We start from the raw sequence: 22,390 nt of genomic DNA, 5'->3' as shown, positions 1-22,390 counted from the left end.
CGAACAGGACCGTGAAACAACTTTGCGCCGATGATAGTGCTGCAACCAGTGTGAAAGTAGGTTATCGTCAGGCTTGTTATTTGAAGCAACAGCCCCGGCTGTTGTTTCTTGAGAAAAACCCGATCAGAAATGGTCGGGTTTTTTTTCGTCTGGCGGTTTGTGATGGCGAACCCCAAACGAAGGCTGGGGGCAGACCCCCTCGCGCGTTGGCGTTGAATCTGGCGTTGGCGGTGTGGAGGGTCTGACCCCGGGTGTTCGGGTGCTGCGTTTTATCGACTCACGTCTTCCCAGCTCAAGCCAAACTTCGTCAGATACTTTTTCAACCTGTCAGCGTCATTTGGTTTGGCCTTCGCATCACGCGATACGGCATACAGCTTGCGACCCGCATCGGACAAGCTGTTCGATTGCTGGCATACCTGAATTACCGACCTCAGTTGCAGGACATCAAACAGGTCGAGCTGCGCGGCTGCCTCGCTTCCCATGACATCGGCCAGGTCGATTTCCGTGCTGGCGGCGGGCTTGTCATGCTGCTGCCACATGCGCTTCAAGCGCCGGATTTCCTCGTCGACGACGCCATCCGTGATGCGTCCGGCTTCCGACAGGGTGGCCAGGCGCGTGACAGCGGCGGACAGGTCGCGGAAATTACCCTTCCATGCCGAGGTGGGAAGGGTGGCGAAACGCATGAAACGCTCGTGTGCCTCCTTGTTGAAGCGCACTCGTTCGCCCGTCTCCGCGCTGTATTGCGTCAGCAGGTATTCCAGGTTCGGCTCGATATCTTCCGGGCGCTGCGCCAGGCCCGGCAATTCGTATGTCCACAGATTGATGCGCGCATACAGGTCTTCGCGGAAGCGGCCGGCTGCCACTTCTATGCCCAAATCTCGGTTGGTGCCGGCGATCAGCTGGAAGTCGCTTTGCACCTCCGTATCGGCACCGACGGGAAAGAAGCGCTTTTCTTCGATGGCTTTCAGCAGCATCGCCTGTTCGTCGAGCCCCAGTTCACCGATTTCATCGAGAAACAGCAGTCCCTTGTGCGCGCTACGCAGCAAGCCTGGCCGGTCCGAGCCCGCCCCCGTGAAGGAGCCCTTGATATGGCCAAACAGGGTGGAGGCTGCGCCATCGCCATGCAGGGTGGCGCAATTGAGGTCGATGAACTTGCCATCGATCTGATGGCGCGATTTTTTCAGTTCATACACGCGGCGCGCGAGGACGGATTTGCCGGCACCGGTCGGCCCCATCAGCAGCATGGGGGCTTTTGACTTGATGGCGACGCGCTCGATTTCATCGATCATGCCGTTGAACTGGGCATTGCGCGTGGCGATGCCGGACTTCAGGAAGGCCACGCCTTCGGCCTGTTCGCGCGTAAAACGCTGGGCGATCTGGTCGTAGCGCGACAGATCGAGGTCGATCAGCGCGTAGCTGCCGGGATTGCCGGCGCCCTGGCGCTTTGGCGGCGACGTTTGCACGAGGCGGCCGGGGAAATAGCGCGCTTCCGTCATCAGGAACATGCAGATCTGCACCACGTGGCTGCCGGTGGTGATGTGGATCCAATAGTCTTCCTTGTCCGGATCGAAGGGGTAGCTGTTGGCAAAATCATAGAGCGCGCCATACACATTTTCGAAGTCCCAGGCATCGCTGATAGGCAGTTCATGGGAGATCAGTCTGGTTTCAGGCGAGACGCTGGCGATATCCTGCGACACCTGGCGCACCAGGTTGTCGAACTGGCTGCCCGCGTACAGCAACTCGAAGCGGTCGATGATTTTGTCCTCATGCTGGGTCAGGGCGATGCTGGGACGCCATTTTTCCCAGCGTGCCGCTCCCCTGCCGTTGTCGAGCTGCGTGCCGAGAAAACCGATAACGACGGTGCGTTTTGCTTGCATATGTGAGATAAAAATTTATCTTAAAAGATAATTGTATTCCAAATCGCCATGACAGGGATATTTTCAGTGCACAGCTTGCGTGGAAATATTACTTAATGAAATCAATTGGTTATGAAAATTTTTGAGGAATTATTGAAAGCTGGCACAGCGCTTGCAATAGAGGAGATACCAGCGAGATAAACGTAGAGAGCAGAGAGGGACGAAAAATGGCCAACGCCCAGTTATTCCAGAGCGCGCAACAGACAGAAACCTTGCCAGCGGCCTTGGCGCGCAATGCGGAAGGCGCGCCAGCCTATGCGCTGACGCCCCGGCATCAGCTGGCGCAATACGCGGCCACCGGCTGCCTGAACACGACGTTTTATGCCAGCGCCGAAGCGCAGCTGGCAACAGTACTCGAGCTGTGCCAGGCGGTCGACCCCGCCTTCATTGCGCAGACGGCCGTGTACTGCCGCGAACGGGGCTACATGAAAGACATGCCGGCCTTGCTGGTGGCCGTGCTGGCGGGGCAGGGTGCTGCGCAATTCGCACCGGCATTCTGGCGTGTCATTAACAACGGCAAGATGCTGCGCAACTTTGTGCAGATCATGCGTTCGGGCGCCGTGGGACGCAAGTCGCTGGGATCGCGTCCGAAAAAGCTCGTGCAGGCATGGCTGAACACCGCTTCGGAACAGGCCTTGCTGGCCGCCGCCGTGGGCAATGCGCCTTCGCTGGCCGACGTGGTGAAGATGGTGCATCCGAAACCGCAGGAAGCGTGGCGGGAGGCATTCTTTGCCTGGCTGATCGGCAAGCCCTACGATGCCAAGGCGCTGCCGCCGGCGCTGGCCGCGTTCGAGGCCTACAAGGCGGATCCTTCGCAAGCGATACCGGACGTACCGTTCCAGATGCTGACGGCGCTGTCGTTGAGCGCGCAGGATTGGGCGCAGATCGCCCGCCAGGGCAGCTGGCAAATGGTGCGCATGAATCTGAACACCTTTGGGCGTCACGGCGTGTATGCGATAGCCGGCATGCCGGAACTGATCGCTGCCAAGCTGCGCGATCCCGAGGCGATTGGCCGGGCAAGGGTGTTTCCGTACCAGCTGCTGTCCGCGTACCTGGCGGCCGGTGAGAGCGTGCCGGCCATCGTGCGCGATGCGCTGGAAGCGGCGCTGGAAATAGCGCTGGCGAACGTGCCGCGGATCGCTGGCAGGGTGGTGGTGTGCCCCGACGTCTCCGGCTCGATGTCGTCGCCCGTCAGCGGTTTTCGCGGCAGCGCCACGTCGAGCGTGCGCTGCATCGATGTGGCGGCGCTGGTGGCGGCGGCCATGCTGCGCAAGAACCCGGATGCGATGTTGCTGCCGTTCGAGCACAGCGTCGTGACGTGCGGGCTGGCTGCGGATGACAGCGTGATGGTGAACGCGGCCAAGCTGGCGGCCATCGGTGGCGGCGGCACCAATTGCAGCGCACCGCTGATGCGCATGAACAGCAAGAAGGCGCTGGCCGACCTGGTGATTTATGTGTCCGATAACGAATCGTGGATCGACGCGAAACACAGCGGCGCCACGGCGACGATGGGACAATGGAAGGTGTTCAAGCAGCGCAATCCGCAGGCGAAACTGGTGTGCATCGATATTGCGCCGCATGCCACGACGCAGGCGATGGAATGCGAGGATATCCTGAATATCGGCGGCTTTTCCGATGACGTCTTCAAGATCATCGCCGCCTTTGCCGCCGGCCAGCTGGACCCCGCCCACTGGGTGGGAGAAATCGCCGCCATCGATATCGCGGCAACCGGTTGTTGAAGTAAAGCGCATGAATGCGGACAAGACTACATAAGAGACGTCCTGTCCAGACTTGTCATGCGCCGCAGTGCCCCGAATGCAGACAGGATTACATCGATCAGCCGCGTCAAACCGGCCTGGCGTGCGCAGTACGCCGCCAGAAAATCCTGTCCCTCCTTGTCGGGTTGTCGTACTGATTACAATAGAAAATGAGAGAAGCGATGAAGAAAGAAGAATACGAAGTCCTGCATACCGAAGGTAGCCGTCCTGTGAAAATGTGGACACGTGGCGTGCCCGTCGAAGAAGCGGCTAAAAAGCAATTGCGCAACACGGCGACCCTGCCGTTTATTTACAAGCACATCGCCGTCATGCCCGACGTCCACCTGGGTAAAGGGTCGACCATCGGCAGCGTGATTCCCACCTTGGGCGCCGTGATTCCGGCGGCGGTGGGCGTGGATATCGGTTGCGGCATGATGGCGGCGAAAACCACGCTGACGGCGAATGATCTGCCCGATAATCTGGGGCCGCTGCGCAGCGCCATCGAACGCGCCATTCCACACGGGATGTCGCCAAAGACGCGCGGACACCGCGGCCGCGACGAGGGTTCCTGGCATACGCCGCCCTCGGTGGTCGATGCCGCATGGCTGCAATTGAAGGATGAATTCGATGCCATCTGCCTGAAAACGCCGAAGCTGAAAAATACGAACAATTATCGCCACCTGGGGACTTTGGGCAGCGGTAATCACTTCGTCGAGGTCTGTCTCGATGAACAGGGTTCCGTATGGTTCATGCTGCATTCCGGTTCGCGCGGCGTGGGCAATGCCATCGGCACGCATTTCATCGAACTGGCCAAGCAGGATATGCGCACCCACTTCATCAACCTGCCCGACCAGGATCTGGCTTACCTGGCCGAAGGAACGCAGCATTACGACGATTACGTGGAAGCGGTGGGCTGGGCGCAACGCTTTGCGCGCAACAACCGCGAAGTGATGATGCAGAACCTGATCGCCGCCGTGCGCACGGTCATCCATAAACCGTTCCAGACGCACGTGGAAGCCGTCAACTGCCACCATAACTATGTGCAGAAGGAGCACCACTTCGGCAAGGATGTATTGATCACGCGCAAAGGCGCCGTGTCGGCCCGCGCGGGCGAACTGGGGATCATTCCCGGCTCCATGGGCGCGAAGAGTTTTATCGTGCGCGGCAAAGGCAATGCGGAGAGTTTCCATAGCTGCAGCCACGGTGCGGGACGCACGATGAGCCGCACGGAAGCGAAGCGGCGCTTCAACCTGGATGACCAGATCCGCGCCACGCAAGGCGTGGAATGCCGCAAGGATGAAAACGTGATCGATGAAATTCCGATGGCTTACAAGGATATCGATGCGGTGATGCTGGCGCAGCGCGAGCTGGTCGATGTCGTGCATATCTTGAAGCAGGTCGTCTGCGTCAAAGGATAATAGAGAGAAAACAGAGATGATAGAAATAGATGGAGCGCAAGGCGAAGGCGGCGGACAGATTTTACGTTCGGCGCTGAGCCTGTCGATGATCACGGGGAAACCGTTTCGGCTGATTAACATTCGCGCGGGGCGGGAAAAGCCCGGCTTGCTGCGCCAGCATCTGCTGGCCGTGCAGGCGGCAACCGCCATTTGCGGGGCGCGCACGACGCCGGTGGCGCTGCGCGCGTCGAGCCTGGAATTCGTGCCCGGCCCTCTGCGCGGCGGCGATTACCGCTTTGCCATCGGTAGCGCGGGCAGTTGCACTCTGGTATTGCAAACTCTGTTGCCGGCCCTGCTGCATGCGGATGGACCATCCACCGTGCGCATCACTGGCGGCACGCACAATGCCATGGCACCGCCCGTGCATTTCCTGCAGCGCGCATATGGCCGTGTCCTGGAACAGATGGGGGCCGAGGTGGATATTACGCTGCAACGCTACGGCTTTCATCCTGCGGGCGGCGGCGAGGTGATGGCCACCGTGCAACCGTGCCAGCGCTTGCGCCCCATCGCATTGCTGCAGCGCGGCGAACGAAAGGCGGGGTATGCGGAAAGCGTGGTGGCGGGCGTGCATGTGCAGGTGGCGCAGCGGGAGCTCGAGCGTGTCGCCGGGGGCATGGGCTGGAGCGGCAAGCAGTTGCGCCTCGTCGGCTTGCCGGCGGAGCAGGGACCGGGCAACGTCCTGTTGCTGACGCTCGAGCATGAGCATGTCACGGAAGTGTTTACTTCGTTCGGTGAAAAGTCCTTGCTGGCCGAATCCGTGGCCAAGCGCCTGTTGAACGAGGTGCGCGCCTATCTCAAGACGGACGTGGCCGTCGGTGAGCACCTGGCCGACCAGCTCTTGCTGCCCATGGCGCTGGCCGGCGGCGGTAGCTTCAGTTGCAACAAGGTATCGCAACATGCGCTGACGAATGCGGAGGTGATTGCCCGGTTTTTGCCCGTGCGTATTACTTTCGAGCAGCAGGAGCGGAGCAGCATCTGCACGGTGGCCGCCGCCTGACGCGCGCGCTGACACAACTGGCTGTTGCAGCTGTTCCAAATTGATACATGGTCGGCCGGATGTGGGGCATAGACGCATGGCATGGCATTTGCTCTTCTTTGGTATTGACTAAAAAACCAAGGAGACCAGCATGACCTATTCCATTCGTACCCTGCTCGGCGTGGCGGCCGCCGGCGCCGTTGCCCTCACTTCCCTGCTGACCTTGCCGCATGCCTATGCGCACGGCAATGTCACGCCGCAAGGCGTCGATACCACGGGCTTGCCCAAGGTAGGCGACAAGTGGCTCGAGCAAAACCCGTATCGGGGCAACAAGCTGGCCTTGACGGTGGGCACCTCGGCCTACAACCAGAATTGCGCCCGCTGCCACGGCATCGAAGCCATCTCGGGCGGCATCGCGCCGGACTTGCGCCAGCTGGACCGCGATTGCTTCGGTATCAAGAATGAGACAAAGAAACAGGCGTGCTACAAGGAGACGGATAATTACTACCTGGCCACCATACGCCACGGTAAAGTGCGTAATGGCGCTGTGTACATGCCGCCGTTCGAAGGCGTGTTCAACCAGGAAGCCATGTGGGCCATCAAGACCTATCTGGAAACGCGCCGCGAGTCGAATTAAGTCGAACTGATCACGAAGGAGTCCCATGCGTTCATTTCAATTCCGGGGCAAGCGCGCGATGATCTCGCTCGCCTGCCTGGCGCTGTGCGCAGCCGCGCCGGCGCGTGCCGACTGGCAAAAAGTGCAGCAGTCGGGCAGCCTGAAAGTGGCTGTGTACAACGAATTCGCGCCGTTTTCCGACAAGGGCGTGGGCATCGATATCGATATTGCCGAAGCGCTGGCGAAAAAGCTGGGTTTGAAACTGAGCTTGCTGCCATTTCCCGCCGGCGAGAACTTGAACGATGATTTGCGCAATATGGTGTGGAAGGGGCATTACCTTGGTTATGGTCCCGCCGATGTGATGCTGCATGTGCCGGTCGACAAGAAGTTGATGGCGGATAACGACAAGGTCGAGATCTTCGCGCCGTACTACGTGGAAACTGTGCGCCTGGCGCGCAGTGCGCAAGCCGTGCCGCAATTCGATGGCGTCGCTTCGCTGGCCGGCAAGCGCATCGGCGTGGAAAAGGTCTCGATCGCGGCCATGCTGATGCTGGGTGAAGACAATGGCAAGTACCGCGACGACGTGCGCATCTTCGACACGGCGGCCGAAGCCCTGCAGCAATTGCAGGCAGGGCAACTCGATGCCGTGCTGGCCAACCGTTCGGAGATCGAATCGGTGCTGAAAAGCGATCCCGCTTTTCCCTTGAGCGAAGTGGCGTTCGCCCGCTTGCCGCGTGCCGGTTGGGCCGTGGGCCTGGCCGTCAGCCGCCAGCAGCTCGACGTGGCCAAGTTGCTGCAGGCAGCCATGAACGAAATGGCGGCCAGCGGCGAATTGAAAACCATCTTTGAAAAATATGGCGTGAAGGAAGCGCGGCCCTGACGTAGCGTGCTTGAGTTGAAAAGCCCGTGCATCGATCGATGCGCGGGCTTTTTATTTTTAGAAACTATATTGGGCGCTGACGCCCAGCAACCAGTTGCGTCCCGGCGCCGCTTCATAGTAGCGCTTGTTGCTGTCGCCGACGATGACGGAGCCCACGTAGGTCTTGTCGAAAAGATTGTTCAGGCGGGCAAATTCCTTGAAGCGCCAATTCCCCACGTTTTGTTTGGCGTTGACGCGCGCATTGAACACCGTGTAGCCGGGCGCCGGCTTTTCGCTATTGCTGTCTTCCGCGTAGACCTGGTTGCTGGCCACGCTTTCCAGCGCCGCGCCAAAACGGTCGAGTGTATCTTTCCAGGCCAGTTCCGCGAACAAGTTGGCGCTGGGCACGCCCGGCAAGCGGCTGCCTTCGCGCACGCTGCCAAACGCCTGGTCATACACGGCGTGCAGGCTGGTCAGCGCCACTTTGGTCGTGAAGCCATACGGCAGGTTCGAGTCCAGCGACACTTCCATGCCCTGGCGCAAGGTCTTGCCCGCATTGCGGTAGCTGGTGCGCCCGCCGCTGGACTTGTCGACCACCAGTTCGTCGTTGGTCTTGATCTGGAACACGGCCGCGTTGACGTGCGTATTGTTATTGATCCTCGCCTTGACGCCTGCTTCCAGGTTGGTGCTGGTCGCTGGTTTCAAGTTGAAATTGAAGCCGCCGCCCGTGCCCGAGTAAAACAGTTCGTTCAAGGTAGGTGCTTCGAAGCCGCGCGCGGCGCTGGCATACACGTTGACGTTCGGCGTCAGCTTGTACAGCAGGCCCAGCACCGGTGTCGTGTGGCTGAACTCCAGGCTGCCGCTATCGTTGCCGTTGCTGAGGAAATGGTCGTCGACCGCCACTTTCATCCTGCTGTAGCGCACACCTGCGCTGAGCAGCCAAGGACCGCTTTGCCATTCCGCCTGGATATAGGGATCGAGGCTGGACACGACATTCTGCTCGTCGCGGCGCAACTTGCCCTTCAATCCGTACACTTCGCCGATATAGTTCTCATAGCCGGTGCGGTCATCGCTGGAGCGGCCGTAATCGATGCCGATGGTGGTGCTCAGCTTGCCGCCGGCCAACTGGTTCACGTGCAGCCAGTTGGTATCGATGCCATAGAACTGGCGCCGGAAATCGACCACGCCGCCCGAATGCTTAAGTAGACCGTCCACTTTGGTATTTTGGAATGCTTTATTAAACGCCTGGTACTGGATCACGTCGCGGTTGCCGCCATACACCATCACGTGCAGGCGGTCATCGCCGAACGACTGTTCATAGGTGGCGCCGATTTGCTGGTGGTCGATGCTCTTGCGGGTGTTGTAGCGTTCGGCCAGGGTGCGTTTCGGGTTTTGCGTATCCGTCGCGTCGACCTCACCGGCGCGCGGGTCGGCGGCAAACGTGGCCCAGGTAGCGCCCAGCGGATCTTGCGTATTGCCTTGATGCAGGCTGTTGGCGACGATGGTCAGCTTGCTGTCCGCCGTGGGCTTGACGGTGATCTTGCCGAACGCCTGTTCGCGCGTGGCGGCGCTATGGTCGCGGAAGCCGTCCGTGCGGAAGCGCGAACCGTCGAGCACGTAGCCGATGCCGCCTGCCTGGCCTTGCGCCGAGAGATCGACCTTGCTGGTGCCGTAGCTGCCGCCCGTCACATTCAGTTCGACGGACGGGGGATTTTGTCCATCCTTGGAAAACAGCTGGATCACGCCGCCCGAATGGTTGCCGTAGATGGCAGAAAATGGCCCACGCAATACTTCGATGCGCTCGGCCGTATCGAGGTTGAAAGTGGCGGCCTGGCCCTGGCCGTCGGGCATGCTGGCGGGAATGCCATCGCTGATCAGCTTGACACCGCGCACGCCGAAGGCCGAGCGTGCGCCGAAGCCGCGCGACGAGATCTGCAAGTCTTGCGCGTAGTTCTGGCGGTTTTGCACGACCAGGCCCGGCACGGCGGCCAGCGCTTCCGACGCGTTGACGCGGATTTGGCCATCCTGGATGCGGGCGCTGTCGACCACGTCGATCGAGGCCGGCACTTCCTGGCTGGGGTGGGCGATGCGGCTGCCGCTGACGACCACCGTATCCATCAGTTGTCCGGCGGCCAGGTCAGCTGCTTCGGCGGCAAAGACGTGGGGGGCGAGGGTGGCGCTGCCGGCGACAAACAGGCTGGCGATGGTGTTCAGGCGGAAACGGTGCTGCATGCGGATTCTCCAATGTGAATAAAAGCCTGCTTGATCGCGTGCGCGGTACAGGTCTGCGTAGGTGTATCAAGCAATATGCCTGCCATGTCTCCATTGGTGGGCTGAAATTATACGCGTGTCAGTGGCACGGCGTTTGCATACAGCAATGGGCAGATGCGCCGCTACCGCGCGCTTTTCCTGTGTTTTGCCATTGAAAAGGTGATTATGCCCAACTTCTTCTCGCGCTTGCGCCAGGTGTGCTGGCTGCTGCCGGCGCTCGCCAGCACCGCCCTCCAGGCAGCTCCCTTTGCCTATGTCCCCAATGAAAAATCGGGCACCTTGAGCGTGATCGACACGGCTACCGACCAGGTAGTGCGCCAGATCGCGGCAGGCAAGCGGCCGCGCGGCATCGCCGCCGACCCCAGCGGACGGCAATTGTTTGTCACGGATGCCGCCAGCAGTGCCTTGTTGCTGATCGATAACGCTGCCGGCGCGCCCGTGCGCACGGTGGCGCTGGGCAAGTCGCCCGAAGGCGTCAGCGCTTCCCGGGACGGTCATTACGTGGCAGTGGCCGTCGAGGAAAACAATAGCGTGGCCTTGCTCGATGGCCAGACAGGCACCTTGCTCGCCGATATCAAGGTGCAGGGACGCAACCCGGAACATGCCGTCTTCAGCCCGGATGGACGCTGGCTGCTGGTCAGCGCGGAAGAGGCGGAGCAAGTCGATGTCATTGATGTAGCGCAACGCCGCCAGGTCGCGTCCATCGCCGTGGGACTGCGTCCGCGCGGCATCGGTTTCAGTCCGGACTCGGGCCGCGCCTATGTGGCGTGCGAACTGGTCAATGCCGTGTACGTGATCGACATGGCCGCGCGCAAGGCGATTGCCACCATTCCAGCGGGCAAGAATGCGAATGGCATCGTGGTCCATCCCGATGGCAAGCAGGTGTATGTCTCGAATGGCACGGACGGCACGGTGATGGTGATCGACACGGCCAGCTACCAGGTCACGGCCACCATTCCCGTCGGCAAACGTCCGTGGAATATGGCCATCACGCCCGACGGCGCCAAGCTGTACGTGGCCAATGGCCGCTCGAACAGTGTATCCGTCATCGGCACGGCCAGCGCGCGCAAGGTGGCCGACATTGCCGTGGGTGAATTGCCCTGGGGCGTGGTGATTCGTTGATTCCTTGGTGGCACAGGCGCAGGTGTTCCAGTCTGGTACACCTGTTCCATTGTGCAGCGGCGCAGGGGAGATGCCGCAGGGCTGGCCCGGATTGGAACAGGACGTCTTCACCTTGTTCAAAATGCAAACAGGCCCACGTCCCCACCCAAGCAGGTGGCTTGCGCTGAAAAACGTGCCGGGGTTGATGCCGCGCCCTTGTAACAGGGATAAAACCGGCTAAGTTTGTAGTGCGATGGCGAGCTGGCACGGCATTTGCGGAAGACTCCGTGTACTCACCCCATCTGTACCAGGACGTTTGATTTTAATTAAGTAATTCCATTCTAATTAACCCGATAGAGGACGACATGAATCTCGCAGACATCAGCAAACTGGGCGTAGCCAATCCCTTCAAACAACGCTATGACAATTACATCGGCGGCAAATTCGTTGCACCAGTAAAAGGTGAATACTTTCCTAACATCACGCCCATCACAGGATTGCCGTTTTGCGAAATCGCCCGTTCCACGACGGAAGACGTCGAGCTGGCGCTGGATGCCGCGCACGCCGCCAAGGATGCCTGGGGCAAGACTTCGCCGGCCGAGCGCGCCAATATCCTGAACCGCATCGCCGACCGCATCGAACAGAACCTGAGCCTGATCGCCACGGCGGAAACCATCGACAACGGCAAGCCGATCCGCGAAACGATGAATGCCGACATTCCGCTGGCCATCGACCATTTCCGTTACTTCGCCGGTTGCATCCGCGCCCAGGAAGGTTCCGTCGCACAAATCGATGCGGAAACCTATGCCTATCACTACCATGAGCCGCTGGGCGTCGTGGGCCAGATCATCCCGTGGAATTTCCCGATCCTGATGGCCGTGTGGAAACTGGCGCCAGCCTTGGCCGCCGGCAATTGCGTCGTCTTGAAACCGGCCGAGCAGACCCCGGCTTCCATCATGGTATTGATCGAGCTGATCGGCGACCTGCTGCCGCCGGGTGTGCTGAACATCATCAACGGTTTCGGCCTGGAAGCGGGCAAGCCGCTGGCCTCGAGCAAGCGCATCGCCAAGATCGCCTTTACGGGCGAAACGGGCACGGGCCGTCTGATCATGGGTTATGCCGCGCAAAACCTGATTCCCGTCACCCTGGAACTGGGCGGCAAGTCGCCGAATATCTTCTTTGAAGACGTGATGGATGCCGATGATGATTATTTCGATAAGTGCCTGGAAGGTTTTGCCATGTTCGCGCTGAATCAAGGTGAGGTATGCACTTGCCCATCGCGCGTGCTGATCCAGGAATCGATCTACGAGAAATTCATCGAACGTGCCCTCAAACGCGTGGCCGCCATCAAGCAGGGCAACCCGCTCGACTCGTCCACCATGATCGGCGCGCAGGCGTCGCAGGAGCAACTGGAAAAAATCCTGTCCTACCTCGACATCGGCCGCCAGGAAGGCGCGGAAGTGCTGGCCGGCGGCGAGCGCAACACGCAGGCGGGCGACCTGGAAGGCGGCTACTACGTGCGTCCGACCGTGTTCAAGGGCAATAACAAGATGCGCATCTTCCAGGAAGAAATCTTCGGACCCGTCGTGTCCGTGACCACTTTCAAGGATGAGGCCGACGCGCTGGCGATTGCCAACGATACTTTGTATGGCTTGGGGGCCGGCCTGTGGACGCGTGACGGTTCGCGTGCCTTCCGCATGGGCCGCGCCATTCAGGCGGGCCGCGTGTGGACCAATTGCTACCACCTGTATCCGGCCCACGCCGCGTTCGGCGGCTACAAGCAATCGGGTATCGGCCGCGAAAACCACAAGATGATGCTCGACCACTACCAGCAAACGAAGAACTTGCTGGTGAGCTATAGCCCTAAAGCGCTGGGCTTCTTCTAAACCGGCAACAGGCGCCGCGCCTGCAGTCCAGGCGCGGCGCGCAGAAAGGGATGCCATGAGTGCAGCAATTGCCCGGGTGGTCGCCACCGATGCGGCGCTGGAAATGATGGACAAGTTGCGCCAGCGTCACGGCCCGCTGATGTTTTTCCAGTCGGGCGGATGCTGCGACGGCAGCGCGCCCATGTGCTATGCGCTGGGCGAGTTCGATGTCAGCGACACCGATATCTATCTCGGCAATTTGAATGGCACACCGTTCTACATGGGGCTCGAGCAATTCGAGTACTGGGAGCATACCCAGTTGATTATCGATGTGGTCGACGGCAATGGCGGCATGTTTTCACTCGACAACGGCACCGGCAAGCGCTTCCTGACGCGCTCGCGCCTGTTCACCGATGAAGAGTGCGCGCTGTTGCATGCCCAGCCGCATGAGCACCGCAAGACTTGATACACACATACTAATAAAACAGAGGGAGATGATTGTGCAGAAAAAAATCATGGGGATACTCATCGGTTTGGGTTTGGCATCGCTGGCCCAGGCGGCCGACGTGGGCAATGTCACCAATGCCATGCTCGACAGCACGGCGAAGAATCCGGCCAGCGTCCTGTCATTTGGCATGGGTACGCAGGGCCAGCGCTATTCGCCGCTGACGCAGATCAATGACAAGACCGTGGCCAAGCTGGTGCCGGCCTGGTCGTTCTCGTTTGGCGGCGAAAAGCAGCGGGGCCAGGAATCGCAGCCGTTGATTCACAACGGCAAGATGTTCGTCACGGCATCGTATTCGCGCATCTTTGCCGTCGATTTGAAAACGGGCGCCAAGCTGTGGAAGTATGAGCATCGCTTACCAGACGGCATCATGCCCTGCTGCGACGTGGTCAACCGCGGTGCCGCCCTGTACGGCAACCTGGTGATTTTCGGCACGCTCGACGCCTACCTGGTGGCGCTGGACCAGAATACGGGCAAGATCGTCTGGAAGGAAAAAGTGGACGATTACGCGGCTGGTTACTCGATGACGGCCGCGCCGCTGATCGCCGAAGGCTTGCTGCTGACGGGCGTGTCGGGCGGGGAATTCGGCATCGTGGGCCGGGTCGAAGCGCGCAACCCGATGACGGGCGATCTCGTGTGGAGCCGTCCGACCGTGGAAGGCCATATGGGTCACCGCTACGACAAGGATGGCAAGGCCATCGATAACGGCGTGTCCGGCACGGCGAACAAGACCTGGCCGGGCGACTTGTGGAAAACGGGCGGCGCCTCGACGTGGATGGGCGGCACCTACGATCCGCAAACCAAGCTCGCATATTTTGGCACCGGCAACCCAGCGCCGTGGAACAGCCACTTGCGTCCCGGCGACAACCTGTACTCATCATCCACCGTGGCGCTGGATGTGAAAACGGGCCAGATCAAGTGGGCGTATCAGAATACCCCGAACGATGCGTGGGACTTCGACGGCGCCAACGAGTTCGTCACCTTCGACATGGATGGCAAGCGCTACGGCGGCAAGGCCGACCGCAACGGTTTCTTCTATGTCATCGATGCGGCCAATGGCAAGCTGCAGAACGCCTTTCCATTCGTGAAGAAAATCACCTGGGCCAGCAGCATCGACCTGAAGACGGGCCGGCCAAATTTCATTGCCGTCGGCCGCCCTGGCGACCCGACCAAGGGCGAAGAGGGCAAGAAGGGCACGACCGTGTTTGCCGCGCCCGCTTTCCTCGGTGCAAAAAACCAAATGCCGATGGCGTACTCGCCGCAAACCAAGCTGTTCTACGTGCCGGCGAACGAATGGGGCATGGACATCTGGAACGAGCCGATCAGCTACAAGAAGGGCGGCGCTTTCCTCGGTGCCGGTTTCACCATCAAGCCCCTGTTTGACGACTACATCGGCGCCATGCGCGCCATCGATCCGAAGACGGGCAAGATCGTCTGGGAAATCAAGAACAACGCGCCGCTGTGGGGCGGCGTGATGAGTACGGCCGGCAACCTGGTGTTCTACGGCACGCCGGAAGGCTTCCTGAAAGCCGTCGATGCGAAGACGGGCAAGGAGCTGTGGAAATTCCAGACGGGCTCCGGCGTCGTGGCGCCGCCCGTCACCTGGCAGGATGGCGACACGCAATATGTGGCCGTCGTCTCCGGCTGGGGTGGCGCCGTGCCGCTGTGGGGCGGCGAAGTGGCGAAGAAGGTCAACTTCCTGGAACAGGGCGGTTCCGTGTGGGTCTTCAAGCTGGCGTCGAAGTAACGGGGTGAAGCATCCGGGCCACACGGATGGGTGTCTCCCTGTCCGCCGGGTGTTTTCTTTTTGCTGACGGCCCAGGCCGTCAGTTTTTTGTTTACCTGGATGCCCGATACGCCTGCTTGCGGTCAAAAAATGAACACTGTCAGTGGCGATTGATCCGCTGCTGCACACGTTAACTACGCTTTTTCTCTTTCTCCCTCTGAGCCGTTCTGGGCACGCTTATTGCCAAAGCTTGAGGTACATCAATCATTGGTGTGCACACTAAAAACAGAAAAGAAAGAGGAGAACAAATGAACACATTGAGCAAGCTGGGGAGCCTGGGTGTCATGACAATCGCAGCGGTGGGGCAGGCGCAAGCCGTCGATATCAAGGCTGGCGACTGGACCGTGTCGGTGGGCGGCATCGTCAACGCCTATTACACGCAAGTGTCGTGTTCGGGCGATGCGGTGGGCGGGCTGGCGCTGGGCGGGCAGGCGCTCGGTTGCGGCGGAGAAAAGGACCGCACCACCATCGGCAACGGCTTGCTGCCGAATGGCTTGATCACCTCCGCAAGCTCGCGCCTGGGCGAATACGACGTGAAAGCCTTGATCGGCATCTACAACTCGACGGCCACGGACAGCGCCATCAGCCAGAATAGCGTGGTCGACGTGCGCCAGGCCTTCTTTACGTTTGGCAATGAGCACATGGGCACATTCAAGCTGGGGCGCGACTATGGCATCTTCGGCGCGAATGCGATTTTGTCGGACATGACCTTGTTGGGTTCGGGCGCACCCGTGCAGGCGACGCAGCGGGGCCGGGTGACCCTGGGCCATATCGGCGCCGGCTATACCTATCTGGGCAACTATGGCCAGATCATGTACAGCACGCCGAAGTCGGGCGGCATTGGCGTCGACGTGGCGCTGGTCAGCCCCGTCTCCGATACGCCGATTGTTGCAGGCTCGACCTATTCTTCGAAGTCGAGCCCGCAAGTGCAGGCGCAGCTGACGTATGCGCAGGACGGTTTGAAAGCCTGGCTGGGCGTGAAGTCGCAAAAATTCACCTCGAAAACGCCGGGCGTGGATGACTTGACCATGCGCGGCGTGGAAGTGGGCGGCTCGTACCAGATGGGGCCGGCCGGCGTGCTGCTCAACTTCCAGGGTGGCAAGGGGCTAGGCATCCTGTCCGATGCGGACCAGGGCGATACCAAGTCGAAGAACTGGCTGTTGCAAGGCACGTATAAGACGACGGACAAGCTGAAGCTGGGCTTGTCCTACGGCATCAGCAAGAACGACGACAACACGGCCGGCACGGGCGGCTTGAAGTCGAATGCCAACCTGACCCTGGGCGCGTACTACTCGCTCAACAGCGCGATCACCCTGGTGGGCGAGCTGGGCCAGACGCGCTCGAAAGGCTTTACGGGTGGCGAAGCGAAGATGAATGGCGTGTCCCTGGGCGGCATTATTTTCTTCTAATTACTGAACGCGGCGCCTTGCGACAAGGCGCCGCACGGAGCGTAGTGCATGAGGACAATGCGGTTGTTCATAGCATGCTGGTTATTCCTGTTTATTCTGGGACAGGCGTGGGCGGGCGTGCTCACCAAGGCCGAGCTGGCACGGCGCTTTCCTGCTCCCATCGTCGTGGGCGACAAGGAGACCGACTTGCCCGTCTGGCCCCTGTTCAAGCAAAACGCCACGGCCACGGAGCTGATCGGCTACGTGTTTGAATCCGTGGACCTGGCGCCCATTCCCGGCTTTTCCGGCGTGCCCGTCAATCTGCTGATCGCCATTGATCCGCAAGGCAGTTTTCTCGACGTTGCCGTGCTGTCGCAGCATGAACCCGTGTTTCTTGATGGCTTGGGCGAAGCGCCCTTGTTTCAGTTCGTCAAGCAGTACCAGGGCTTGTCGCTGAAACAGAATATTGCCATCGATGCCAGAAAGAAACGCGCGCCAGATGCGACCCATGTCGATATCGATGGCGTGTCGAAGGCCACGGCCTCCGTGCGCATCATCAACCAAAGCGTGCTGGCCTCGGCCTTGAAAGTGTCGCGCAAAAAACTGGGATTTGGGCAAGGCCGTGACCCAGACCAGATCGCCCGCATCCGCATGGAGGTATTCGAGAAACTCAGCGTGGAGCAGATGCTCGAGCGGGGCTTGATCCAGCACGTACGCTTGAGCAATAAGGATGTGGAAACCTTGTTTGCCGGCAGTCCCGGCGCGGGACTCGATGCGGAAGCGACGCGTGCGCCCGATGGCTTGTTCATCGACCTGTACCTGGCGTACGTGTCCGTGCCCACGGCGGGGCGCAATCTGTTGACGGAACGCAGCTGGAACAAGCTGCGCAACCGGCTGGACGAAGGCGATCACGCCATCCTCGTCATGTCGCGCGGTCGCTACAGCGTGCTGGGCGACGATTTCGTGCGCGGCACGGTCCCGGACCGGCTGTTGCTGAAGCAGGATGGCTTGCCCATCGACATGCGCGATCTGGACCTGGAATTGAGCCTGTCCGATACGACCTCGCTGCCGACGGAGAATATCGCCGTCTTGCGCGTCATCAGCCAGGCGGGACTCGATGCGGCCAGCCCGCTGGCTTTTACCATGCCGATCACGCGCAGCAAGGGCATCGTGTATCCCGAACGCATCGCCCGCAATGTCGATATCAGTTACCGTCTGCCGGCCGAGTTTTATACGGCGCCGCAAGGTGACGATGCAAGCTGGCGCGGCACGTGGAAGGGGCGCAAGGCTGAGTTGCTGCTGTTGCTCGCCGGGCTGGCGCTGCTGGCCGGCGCATTGGCCTGGCAGAAACGCCTGGTGCGCGATGGCCGGCAATTTATCTGGTTTCGCCGCCTGTTCCTGGTGTTTACGATTGGCTTCATCGGCTATTACGCGCAAGGGCAGTTATCGATCGTCAACATCACGGGCGCCATCCAGGCGCTGCTGGCGGGGCGCAGCCTGGGCTTCTTCCTGTTTGACCCGATGACGGTGATCCTGTGGGCGTTCGTGCTGCTCAGCCTGCTGATATGGGGGCGCGGCACGTTTTGCGGCTGGCTGTGTCCGTTTGGCGCCCTGCAGGAATTCACGGGCAAGCTGGGCCAGTGGCTGCGCTTGCCGCAATGGAAAATCAAGCCGCGCCTGGATGGGCGCTTGAAATGGATCAAGTATGGCTTGCTGGCGGCCATTCTGGGCAGCAGCGTATTTTCCAGCCAGATCACGGACAAGCTGGTCGAGCTGGAACCATTTAAAACGGCCATTACCCTGAACTTCGTGCGGGCCTGGCCGTTCGTCGCGTATGCCGTGGGCTTGCTGCTGCTCAGTAGTGTTTCCTACAAATTCTTTTGCCGCTACCTGTGTCCGTTTGGGGCGGCACTGGCGCTGCTGGGGCGGTTTCGCCTGTTCAACTGGATTCCCCGTCGCAAGGAGTGCGGCACACCGTGCCAGACTTGCCGCCACCGTTGCGAGCATCACGCCATCGCGGCTAGCGGGAAAGTCGATTACGGCGAATGTTTCCAGTGCATGGATTGCGTCGTGATTTATGCCAGCGATGAAAAATGCGCACCTTTGATGCTGGAAATCAAGCGTGCCCGCACCATCCCCATCGTCCAGGTCACGGCAGAGGAGAGCAGCAATGCAGCGTAGAACGTTTATTTCCGCAGCGATAGGCAGCGTGTCCGGCATGGCGGGCTTGTCTTTTCCTGGCAGCATGGCGCGCGGCACGGCCACGGCGTCCGGTGTGCGGCCTTATCAAGGCGCCGCACTGGCGTTTGGCACGACGATTACCGTCACCGTGTTGCACCACGATCAGCGCCAGGCCGAACTGGCCATCGAGGACGCCTTGCATGCAGCGAGGAATATCGACCGCCTGATGAGCATTTACAGCCCGGCCAGTCAAGTCTTCCAGCTGAACCGTGACGGCCGTCTGGCCCGGCCGGACGCCCATCTGCTGGCCGTGCTGGCGCAGGCGCAAGCCTTGTCGCAATGGAGCGATGGGGCGTTTGATATCACCGTGCAACCCTTATGGCAGCTGTTTCGCGCGGCAGCAGACGAGGCCGGCTTGCCGACGGACACCTTGCGGCGCGCAGCGCAGGCGCGGATAGGCTGGCGGCAACTGGCGTGGAATAGCCGGGAAGTGCGTTTTCTCCGGCCTGGCATGGCGCTGACCTTGAATGGCCTGGCGCAAGGCTACGCGGCGGACATGGCGCTGGCGGCCGTGCAGGCGCGCGGCATACGGCACGCGCTGCTCGATACGGGCGAATTCGTTGCGCGGAGACAGCGGTCCCTGCGCCGCCCGTGGACCTTGGGCATCCAGGATCCGCGCGATGCAGAAATCCTCGCGGCCACCTTGAAAGTGGAGGGGCGCAGCGTGGCCACGTCGGGCGATTACGAATGCACGTTCACGCCCGACTTCATGCATCACCACATCTTCGATCCGTTGAACGGCGATTCGCCGGGCGAACTGGCCAGCGTGACGGTGCTGGCACCCACGGGCTTGCTGGCCGATGGTTTGTCGACAACGTTCATGGTGACGGGCGCGGCGCGCGCGCATGCGATGGCCGCGCAAATGGAAGGCGTTGACCTGATGACCATCGACAAGCGGGGCCGGCGCGCGATGTCGCCCGGCTTTTCCCGTCTACGCTAGCTTATTTCAGATGCGGCACCTTGCGATAGATCGTGTTGCGCGATATGCCCAGGGCCCGCGCCGTGGCCGAGACGTTGCCGCCGTGGGCATCGAGCGATTTGAGAATGACGCTTTGCTCCATTTCTTCCAGGTTGGCGCCCGCCGCGATCATGCGGTCCGTGCTGGCGCTGGCGGCAGTCGCTTGCGTCATCTCAATATCGTCGAGGAAATCATCGGGCATGTGGCGCAAACAGATTTCATGTTCGTCGCCCGCCATGACGATGGCCGTGCGCAAGAGATTGGTCAGTTGACGGAAGTTGCCTGGCCATTTATGCTGGTGAAACATGCGCAGAATGTCCGGCGCCACCGTGTAGCGCGTATCGGGCGCTTCCGTTGCGAGGATTTTTTTCACGACCGTGTCCAGGTCCGTGCGATCGCGCAATGGCGGCAGTTTTACCACCAGGCCATTCAGGCGGTAATACAAGTCTTCGCGAAACAGACCCTTGGCCATGCGCTCGCGCAAGTTGTGATTCGTGGCGCAAATGAGTTCCACATTGACGGTGATCGACTTGCTGCTGCCCAGGGGCGTGACCATGCGTTCCTGCAACACGCGCAACAGCCGAGCCTGCAAGCCAAACGGCATGTCGCCGATTTCATCGAGGAACAGGGTGCCGCCATTGGCTTGCAATATCTTGCCAATGGCACCCTTCTTGCGCGCGCCCGTAAATGCCCCGTCTTCATAGCCGAACAGTTCGGACTCGATCAGGGTTTCCGGAATCGATGCGCAATTGACGGCGATAAACGGTCCCATGGCCCGTGGCGAATCGTTGTGGATGGCTTGCGCCAGCAATTCCTTGCCGGTGCCCGTTTCGCCCATGACGAGGATGGGGATGTCGCGCCCCAGCACCTTGTTGACCTTTTCGATAACCAGTTCCAGCTGCGGATCGCCCGTGCGCAGGTAGCGCAAGCCGGACAGGCGCCGCGCCGCGTTGGCCGCATGGCTGGCGGACGCGGGAACCTGTGCCGGCACGGCGTTGATATCGCTATGGTCTGTGCTGGCAGTAAAGCCGTGCTGGAAGACGCTATTGGACAGGCGCAACTGCGCGCGACCATACACGCGCACGCCGCTATGCATGCACAGGTTCAGCAAACCGGGGGCGGCCGTGCGGTAATGGTCGTACAGGGCGGAAACGGGCAAGCCGAACAGGGAGCTGAACGTGTGCGATTGCAGCGCGGCAAATGAGAGGCCCAGCTGGAACAAGCCATTCTTGTTGGCCGATAAAAATCGTCCACCGGGCGTGAACGAGGCGATGCCTTCCATCAATGTGCCGATGAATTCGGGGCGCGCGTGGAAATGCACGGTGATGGCGTCTTCGAAGGTGGCGGAAAACAGTTGATTTTCGATCATCAGCGCCGACATGCGCACGAGGGCCATCGTATGCTTGTGAAAACTGCGCTGGTCGCTGGACACGTCCAGTACGCCGATGACATTGCCCCGGTGGTCGGTGATCGGTGCCGCGGAGCAAGTGAGAAAATGATTGGCCGCCAGGTAATGCTGGTCCGCATGGACCAAGGTCGGTACTTTTTCCGTGATGGCCGTGCCGATGGCATTCGTACCGCGGCTTTGTTCCGACCATGCCACGCCCGGCTGCAGGGCGACGCGGTTGGCTTTCTCCAGGAAATCATCGTCGCCCAGCGAATGCACGATGACGCCGTTGGCATCCGTCAAGATCACCATATTGTGGGTATTGACGATTTGCTGGTACAGGGTTTCCATGGCGGGCAGCGCGTGCGTGTGCAGCAGGCGGTTTTGCTCGATCAGCAAGGACAGGTCGGATTTGCCCGCCGGCGTAAAGTCGGGCGTGGCCGTGGGCGACAGGCCAAAGGCGACTGAACGCTGATGGGAAGTTTCGATGATGACGGGGACGTTGTCCTGCCCTGCCGGCAAAATGTTCGCGTCCGCGATGGACGAAAACGGTGCGCTACGGTAAGTAGCTGACGGTTGATACATGATCTCGTTGCCTCCGTTGGGCCCTGTACTGCGGCGCTCTTTTGAATATCGAGAGTGTTCCATAATGTAGCACCTGTCACAGATGGGAGCAAAGCAAAGCGAACCGGGCTATCCGCGTGTTGCTGCCAGGCCCAGAGTTGCTCCCCTCGGTGGTCGGTGCATGTGTTCATATAAGCAATTGCGGTGCCAGGCTTATTGCCTTTGAGCTGGCGCAAAAATAGCGCTTGCGGGGTGCGCAGGGCAGGGCTATAATTCGCCCCCTCGCTGAACGACGCATGCAAATGCAGCGTAAAGTGAGAGAAAAGAAGGAGTTGACGATTGTGCTGAAATGCTTCATACTCTTCCTTCTTCGCAGCTGACAAACACAACGCTTTGTCGATGGCGCGAAAGCAGTAACCGAATACAGTTCTTTAACAATTAACAGTCGATAAGTGTGGGCATTTGATGTAGTGCGGCAGCGATCTTCGGATCGCTGTAAAACTTAAAACTTAAAATATCAAATGTTCACAAGAAATAATGAAATAGGATACTTCTTCGGAAGTAGCCTGTCAGTTTTTTGAGTGAGCGACCCGTCGCAAGACGGTGCCAATAAAATGGCAAAGTAACAGAGATTAAACTGAAGAGTTTGATCCTGGCTCAGATTGAACGCTGGCGGCATGCCTTACACATGCAAGTCGAACGGCAGCACGGAGCTTGCTCTGGTGGCGAGTGGCGAACGGGTG

Annotated in this window: 16 protein-coding genes and 1 rRNA gene; 14 read left to right on the top strand and 3 right to left on the bottom strand. The window is 60.2% G+C overall.

What is annotated here, in order from left to right; translation table 11 throughout:
- A partial coding sequence (locus CSQ92_RS29255) for a hypothetical protein (RefSeq protein WP_218964102.1) occupies positions 1-245 on the top strand: 245 nt, incomplete at its 5' end.
- 24 nt (positions 246-269) lie between these two features.
- On the opposite strand, the gene rtcR is transcribed toward CSQ92_RS29255, so the two are convergent.
- The gene (gene rtcR, locus CSQ92_RS28315) at positions 270-1,877 is read right to left on the bottom strand and encodes an RNA repair transcriptional activator RtcR (protein ID WP_099396053.1); all 1,608 of its coding nucleotides are present in this window, start codon (positions 1,875-1,877) and stop codon (positions 270-272) included.
- A 206-nt stretch (positions 1,878-2,083) separates the two neighbouring features.
- Here rtcR and CSQ92_RS28310 point away from each other — a divergent pair, with 206 nt between their 5' ends.
- The 5 genes from CSQ92_RS28310 to CSQ92_RS28290 all read left to right on the top strand — a co-directional run bounded on the left by CSQ92_RS28310 (position 2,084) and on the right by CSQ92_RS28290 (position 7,602).
- Positions 2,084-3,655: a vWA domain-containing protein gene (locus tag CSQ92_RS28310; protein ID WP_099396052.1), complete on the top strand. Its 1,572-nt coding sequence runs from the start codon at positions 2,084-2,086 to the stop codon at positions 3,653-3,655.
- 200 nt (positions 3,656-3,855) lie between these two features.
- Positions 3,856-5,091: an RtcB family protein gene (locus tag CSQ92_RS28305; protein ID WP_099396051.1), complete on the top strand. Its 1,236-nt coding sequence runs from the start codon at positions 3,856-3,858 to the stop codon at positions 5,089-5,091.
- Between the two features lie 16 nt (positions 5,092-5,107).
- The gene (rtcA, locus tag CSQ92_RS28300; RefSeq protein WP_099396050.1) at positions 5,108-6,127 is read left to right on the top strand and encodes an RNA 3'-terminal phosphate cyclase; all 1,020 of its coding nucleotides are present in this window, start codon (positions 5,108-5,110) and stop codon (positions 6,125-6,127) included.
- A 130-nt stretch (positions 6,128-6,257) separates the two neighbouring features.
- Positions 6,258-6,743: a cytochrome c-550 PedF gene (pedF, locus tag CSQ92_RS28295; protein ID WP_034784660.1), complete on the top strand. Its 486-nt coding sequence runs from the start codon at positions 6,258-6,260 to the stop codon at positions 6,741-6,743.
- 25 nt (positions 6,744-6,768) lie between these two features.
- A complete protein-coding gene (locus tag CSQ92_RS28290) occupies positions 6,769-7,602 on the top strand; it encodes a substrate-binding periplasmic protein (RefSeq protein ID WP_244965334.1) in 834 nt (277 codons plus the stop codon).
- Between the two features lie 57 nt (positions 7,603-7,659).
- On the opposite strand, the gene CSQ92_RS28285 is transcribed toward CSQ92_RS28290, so the two are convergent.
- Positions 7,660-9,813, bottom strand: a complete 2,154-nt coding sequence (locus tag CSQ92_RS28285) for a TonB-dependent receptor family protein (RefSeq protein ID WP_099396049.1) — start codon at positions 9,811-9,813, stop codon at positions 7,660-7,662.
- Positions 9,814-10,017: 204 nt separating this feature from the next.
- On the opposite strand from CSQ92_RS28285, the gene CSQ92_RS28280 reads away from it, so the two are divergent.
- The 7 genes from CSQ92_RS28280 to CSQ92_RS28250 all read left to right on the top strand — a co-directional run bounded on the left by CSQ92_RS28280 (position 10,018) and on the right by CSQ92_RS28250 (position 19,678).
- Positions 10,018-10,974 (top strand): beta-propeller fold lactonase family protein, encoded by a 957-nt coding sequence (locus CSQ92_RS28280; RefSeq protein ID WP_099396055.1) that lies wholly within the window; start codon positions 10,018-10,020, stop codon positions 10,972-10,974.
- A gap of 344 nt (positions 10,975-11,318) precedes the next feature.
- Entirely contained in the window at positions 11,319-12,839 is a 1,521-nt protein-coding gene (adh, locus tag CSQ92_RS28275) for an aldehyde dehydrogenase (protein ID WP_099396048.1), read from the top strand.
- Between the two features lie 55 nt (positions 12,840-12,894).
- Positions 12,895-13,284 carry a DUF779 domain-containing protein gene (locus CSQ92_RS28270; protein WP_034756816.1) on the top strand — a complete coding sequence of 130 codons (390 nt, stop codon included), beginning with the start codon at positions 12,895-12,897 and terminating at the stop codon, positions 13,282-13,284.
- Between the two features lie 49 nt (positions 13,285-13,333).
- The gene (locus CSQ92_RS28265) at positions 13,334-15,070 is read left to right on the top strand and encodes a PQQ-dependent methanol/ethanol family dehydrogenase (RefSeq protein WP_257219398.1); all 1,737 of its coding nucleotides are present in this window, start codon (positions 13,334-13,336) and stop codon (positions 15,068-15,070) included.
- Between the two features lie 287 nt (positions 15,071-15,357).
- Positions 15,358-16,518: a porin gene (locus tag CSQ92_RS28260; protein WP_099396046.1), complete on the top strand. Its 1,161-nt coding sequence runs from the start codon at positions 15,358-15,360 to the stop codon at positions 16,516-16,518.
- A 57-nt stretch (positions 16,519-16,575) separates the two neighbouring features.
- Positions 16,576-18,678, top strand: coding sequence for a 4Fe-4S binding protein (locus CSQ92_RS28255; RefSeq protein ID WP_257219397.1), 2,103 nt, complete (start codon positions 16,576-16,578; stop codon positions 18,676-18,678).
- Complete coding sequence (locus CSQ92_RS28250) at positions 18,668-19,678, top strand: FAD:protein FMN transferase (protein ID WP_099396044.1); 1,011 nt, start codon at positions 18,668-18,670, stop codon at positions 19,676-19,678. The genes CSQ92_RS28255 and CSQ92_RS28250 overlap by 11 nt, the downstream gene beginning before the upstream one ends.
- A gap of 1 nt (position 19,679) precedes the next feature.
- On the opposite strand, the gene CSQ92_RS28245 is transcribed toward CSQ92_RS28250, so the two are convergent.
- Positions 19,680-21,668: a sigma-54-dependent Fis family transcriptional regulator gene (locus CSQ92_RS28245; RefSeq protein WP_257219396.1), complete on the bottom strand. Its 1,989-nt coding sequence runs from the start codon at positions 21,666-21,668 to the stop codon at positions 19,680-19,682.
- 613 nt (positions 21,669-22,281) lie between these two features.
- Between CSQ92_RS28245 and CSQ92_RS28240 the strand changes: the two genes are divergently transcribed.
- Positions 22,282-22,390 (top strand): 16S ribosomal RNA (locus CSQ92_RS28240); the annotation flags it as partial.

The organism is Janthinobacterium sp. BJB446 (genome assembly GCF_002735655.1).
GTDB lineage: Bacteria > Pseudomonadota > Gammaproteobacteria > Burkholderiales > Burkholderiaceae_D > Janthinobacterium > Janthinobacterium lividum.
The sequence above is the reverse complement of the archived record's forward strand: the minus strand, read 5'-3'. Positions and strand labels throughout refer to the sequence as shown.

What these genes read in the sequence shown, in the direction of transcription:
- CSQ92_RS28265 (WP_257219398.1), top strand. Translation starts at nt 13,334, where the DNA reads ATGGGGATACTCATCGGTTTGGGTTTGGCATCGCTGGCCCAGGCGGCC.
- adh (WP_099396048.1), top strand. Translation starts at nt 11,319, where the DNA reads ATGAATCTCGCAGACATCAGCAAACTGGGCGTAGCCAATCCCTTCAAA.
- CSQ92_RS28305 (WP_099396051.1), top strand. Translation starts at nt 3,856, where the DNA reads ATGAAGAAAGAAGAATACGAAGTCCTGCATACCGAAGGTAGCCGTCCT.
- CSQ92_RS28310 (WP_099396052.1), top strand. Translation starts at nt 2,084, where the DNA reads ATGGCCAACGCCCAGTTATTCCAGAGCGCGCAACAGACAGAAACCTTG.
- CSQ92_RS28285 (WP_099396049.1), bottom strand. Translation starts at nt 9,813, where the DNA reads ATGCAGCACCGTTTCCGCCTGAACACCATCGCCAGCCTGTTTGTCGCC.
- pedF (WP_034784660.1), top strand. Translation starts at nt 6,258, where the DNA reads ATGACCTATTCCATTCGTACCCTGCTCGGCGTGGCGGCCGCCGGCGCC.
- CSQ92_RS28280 (WP_099396055.1), top strand. Translation starts at nt 10,018, where the DNA reads ATGCCCAACTTCTTCTCGCGCTTGCGCCAGGTGTGCTGGCTGCTGCCG.
- CSQ92_RS28290 (WP_244965334.1), top strand. Translation starts at nt 6,769, where the DNA reads ATGCGTTCATTTCAATTCCGGGGCAAGCGCGCGATGATCTCGCTCGCC.
- rtcR (WP_099396053.1), bottom strand. Translation starts at nt 1,877, where the DNA reads ATGCAAGCAAAACGCACCGTCGTTATCGGTTTTCTCGGCACGCAGCTC.
- CSQ92_RS28245 (WP_257219396.1), bottom strand. Translation starts at nt 21,668, where the DNA reads ATGTATCAACCGTCAGCTACTTACCGTAGCGCACCGTTTTCGTCCATC.
- rtcA (WP_099396050.1), top strand. Translation starts at nt 5,108, where the DNA reads ATGATAGAAATAGATGGAGCGCAAGGCGAAGGCGGCGGACAGATTTTA.
- CSQ92_RS28270 (WP_034756816.1), top strand. Translation starts at nt 12,895, where the DNA reads ATGAGTGCAGCAATTGCCCGGGTGGTCGCCACCGATGCGGCGCTGGAA.
- CSQ92_RS28255 (WP_257219397.1), top strand. Translation starts at nt 16,576, where the DNA reads ATGCGGTTGTTCATAGCATGCTGGTTATTCCTGTTTATTCTGGGACAG.
- CSQ92_RS28260 (WP_099396046.1), top strand. Translation starts at nt 15,358, where the DNA reads ATGAACACATTGAGCAAGCTGGGGAGCCTGGGTGTCATGACAATCGCA.
- CSQ92_RS28250 (WP_099396044.1), top strand. Translation starts at nt 18,668, where the DNA reads ATGCAGCGTAGAACGTTTATTTCCGCAGCGATAGGCAGCGTGTCCGGC.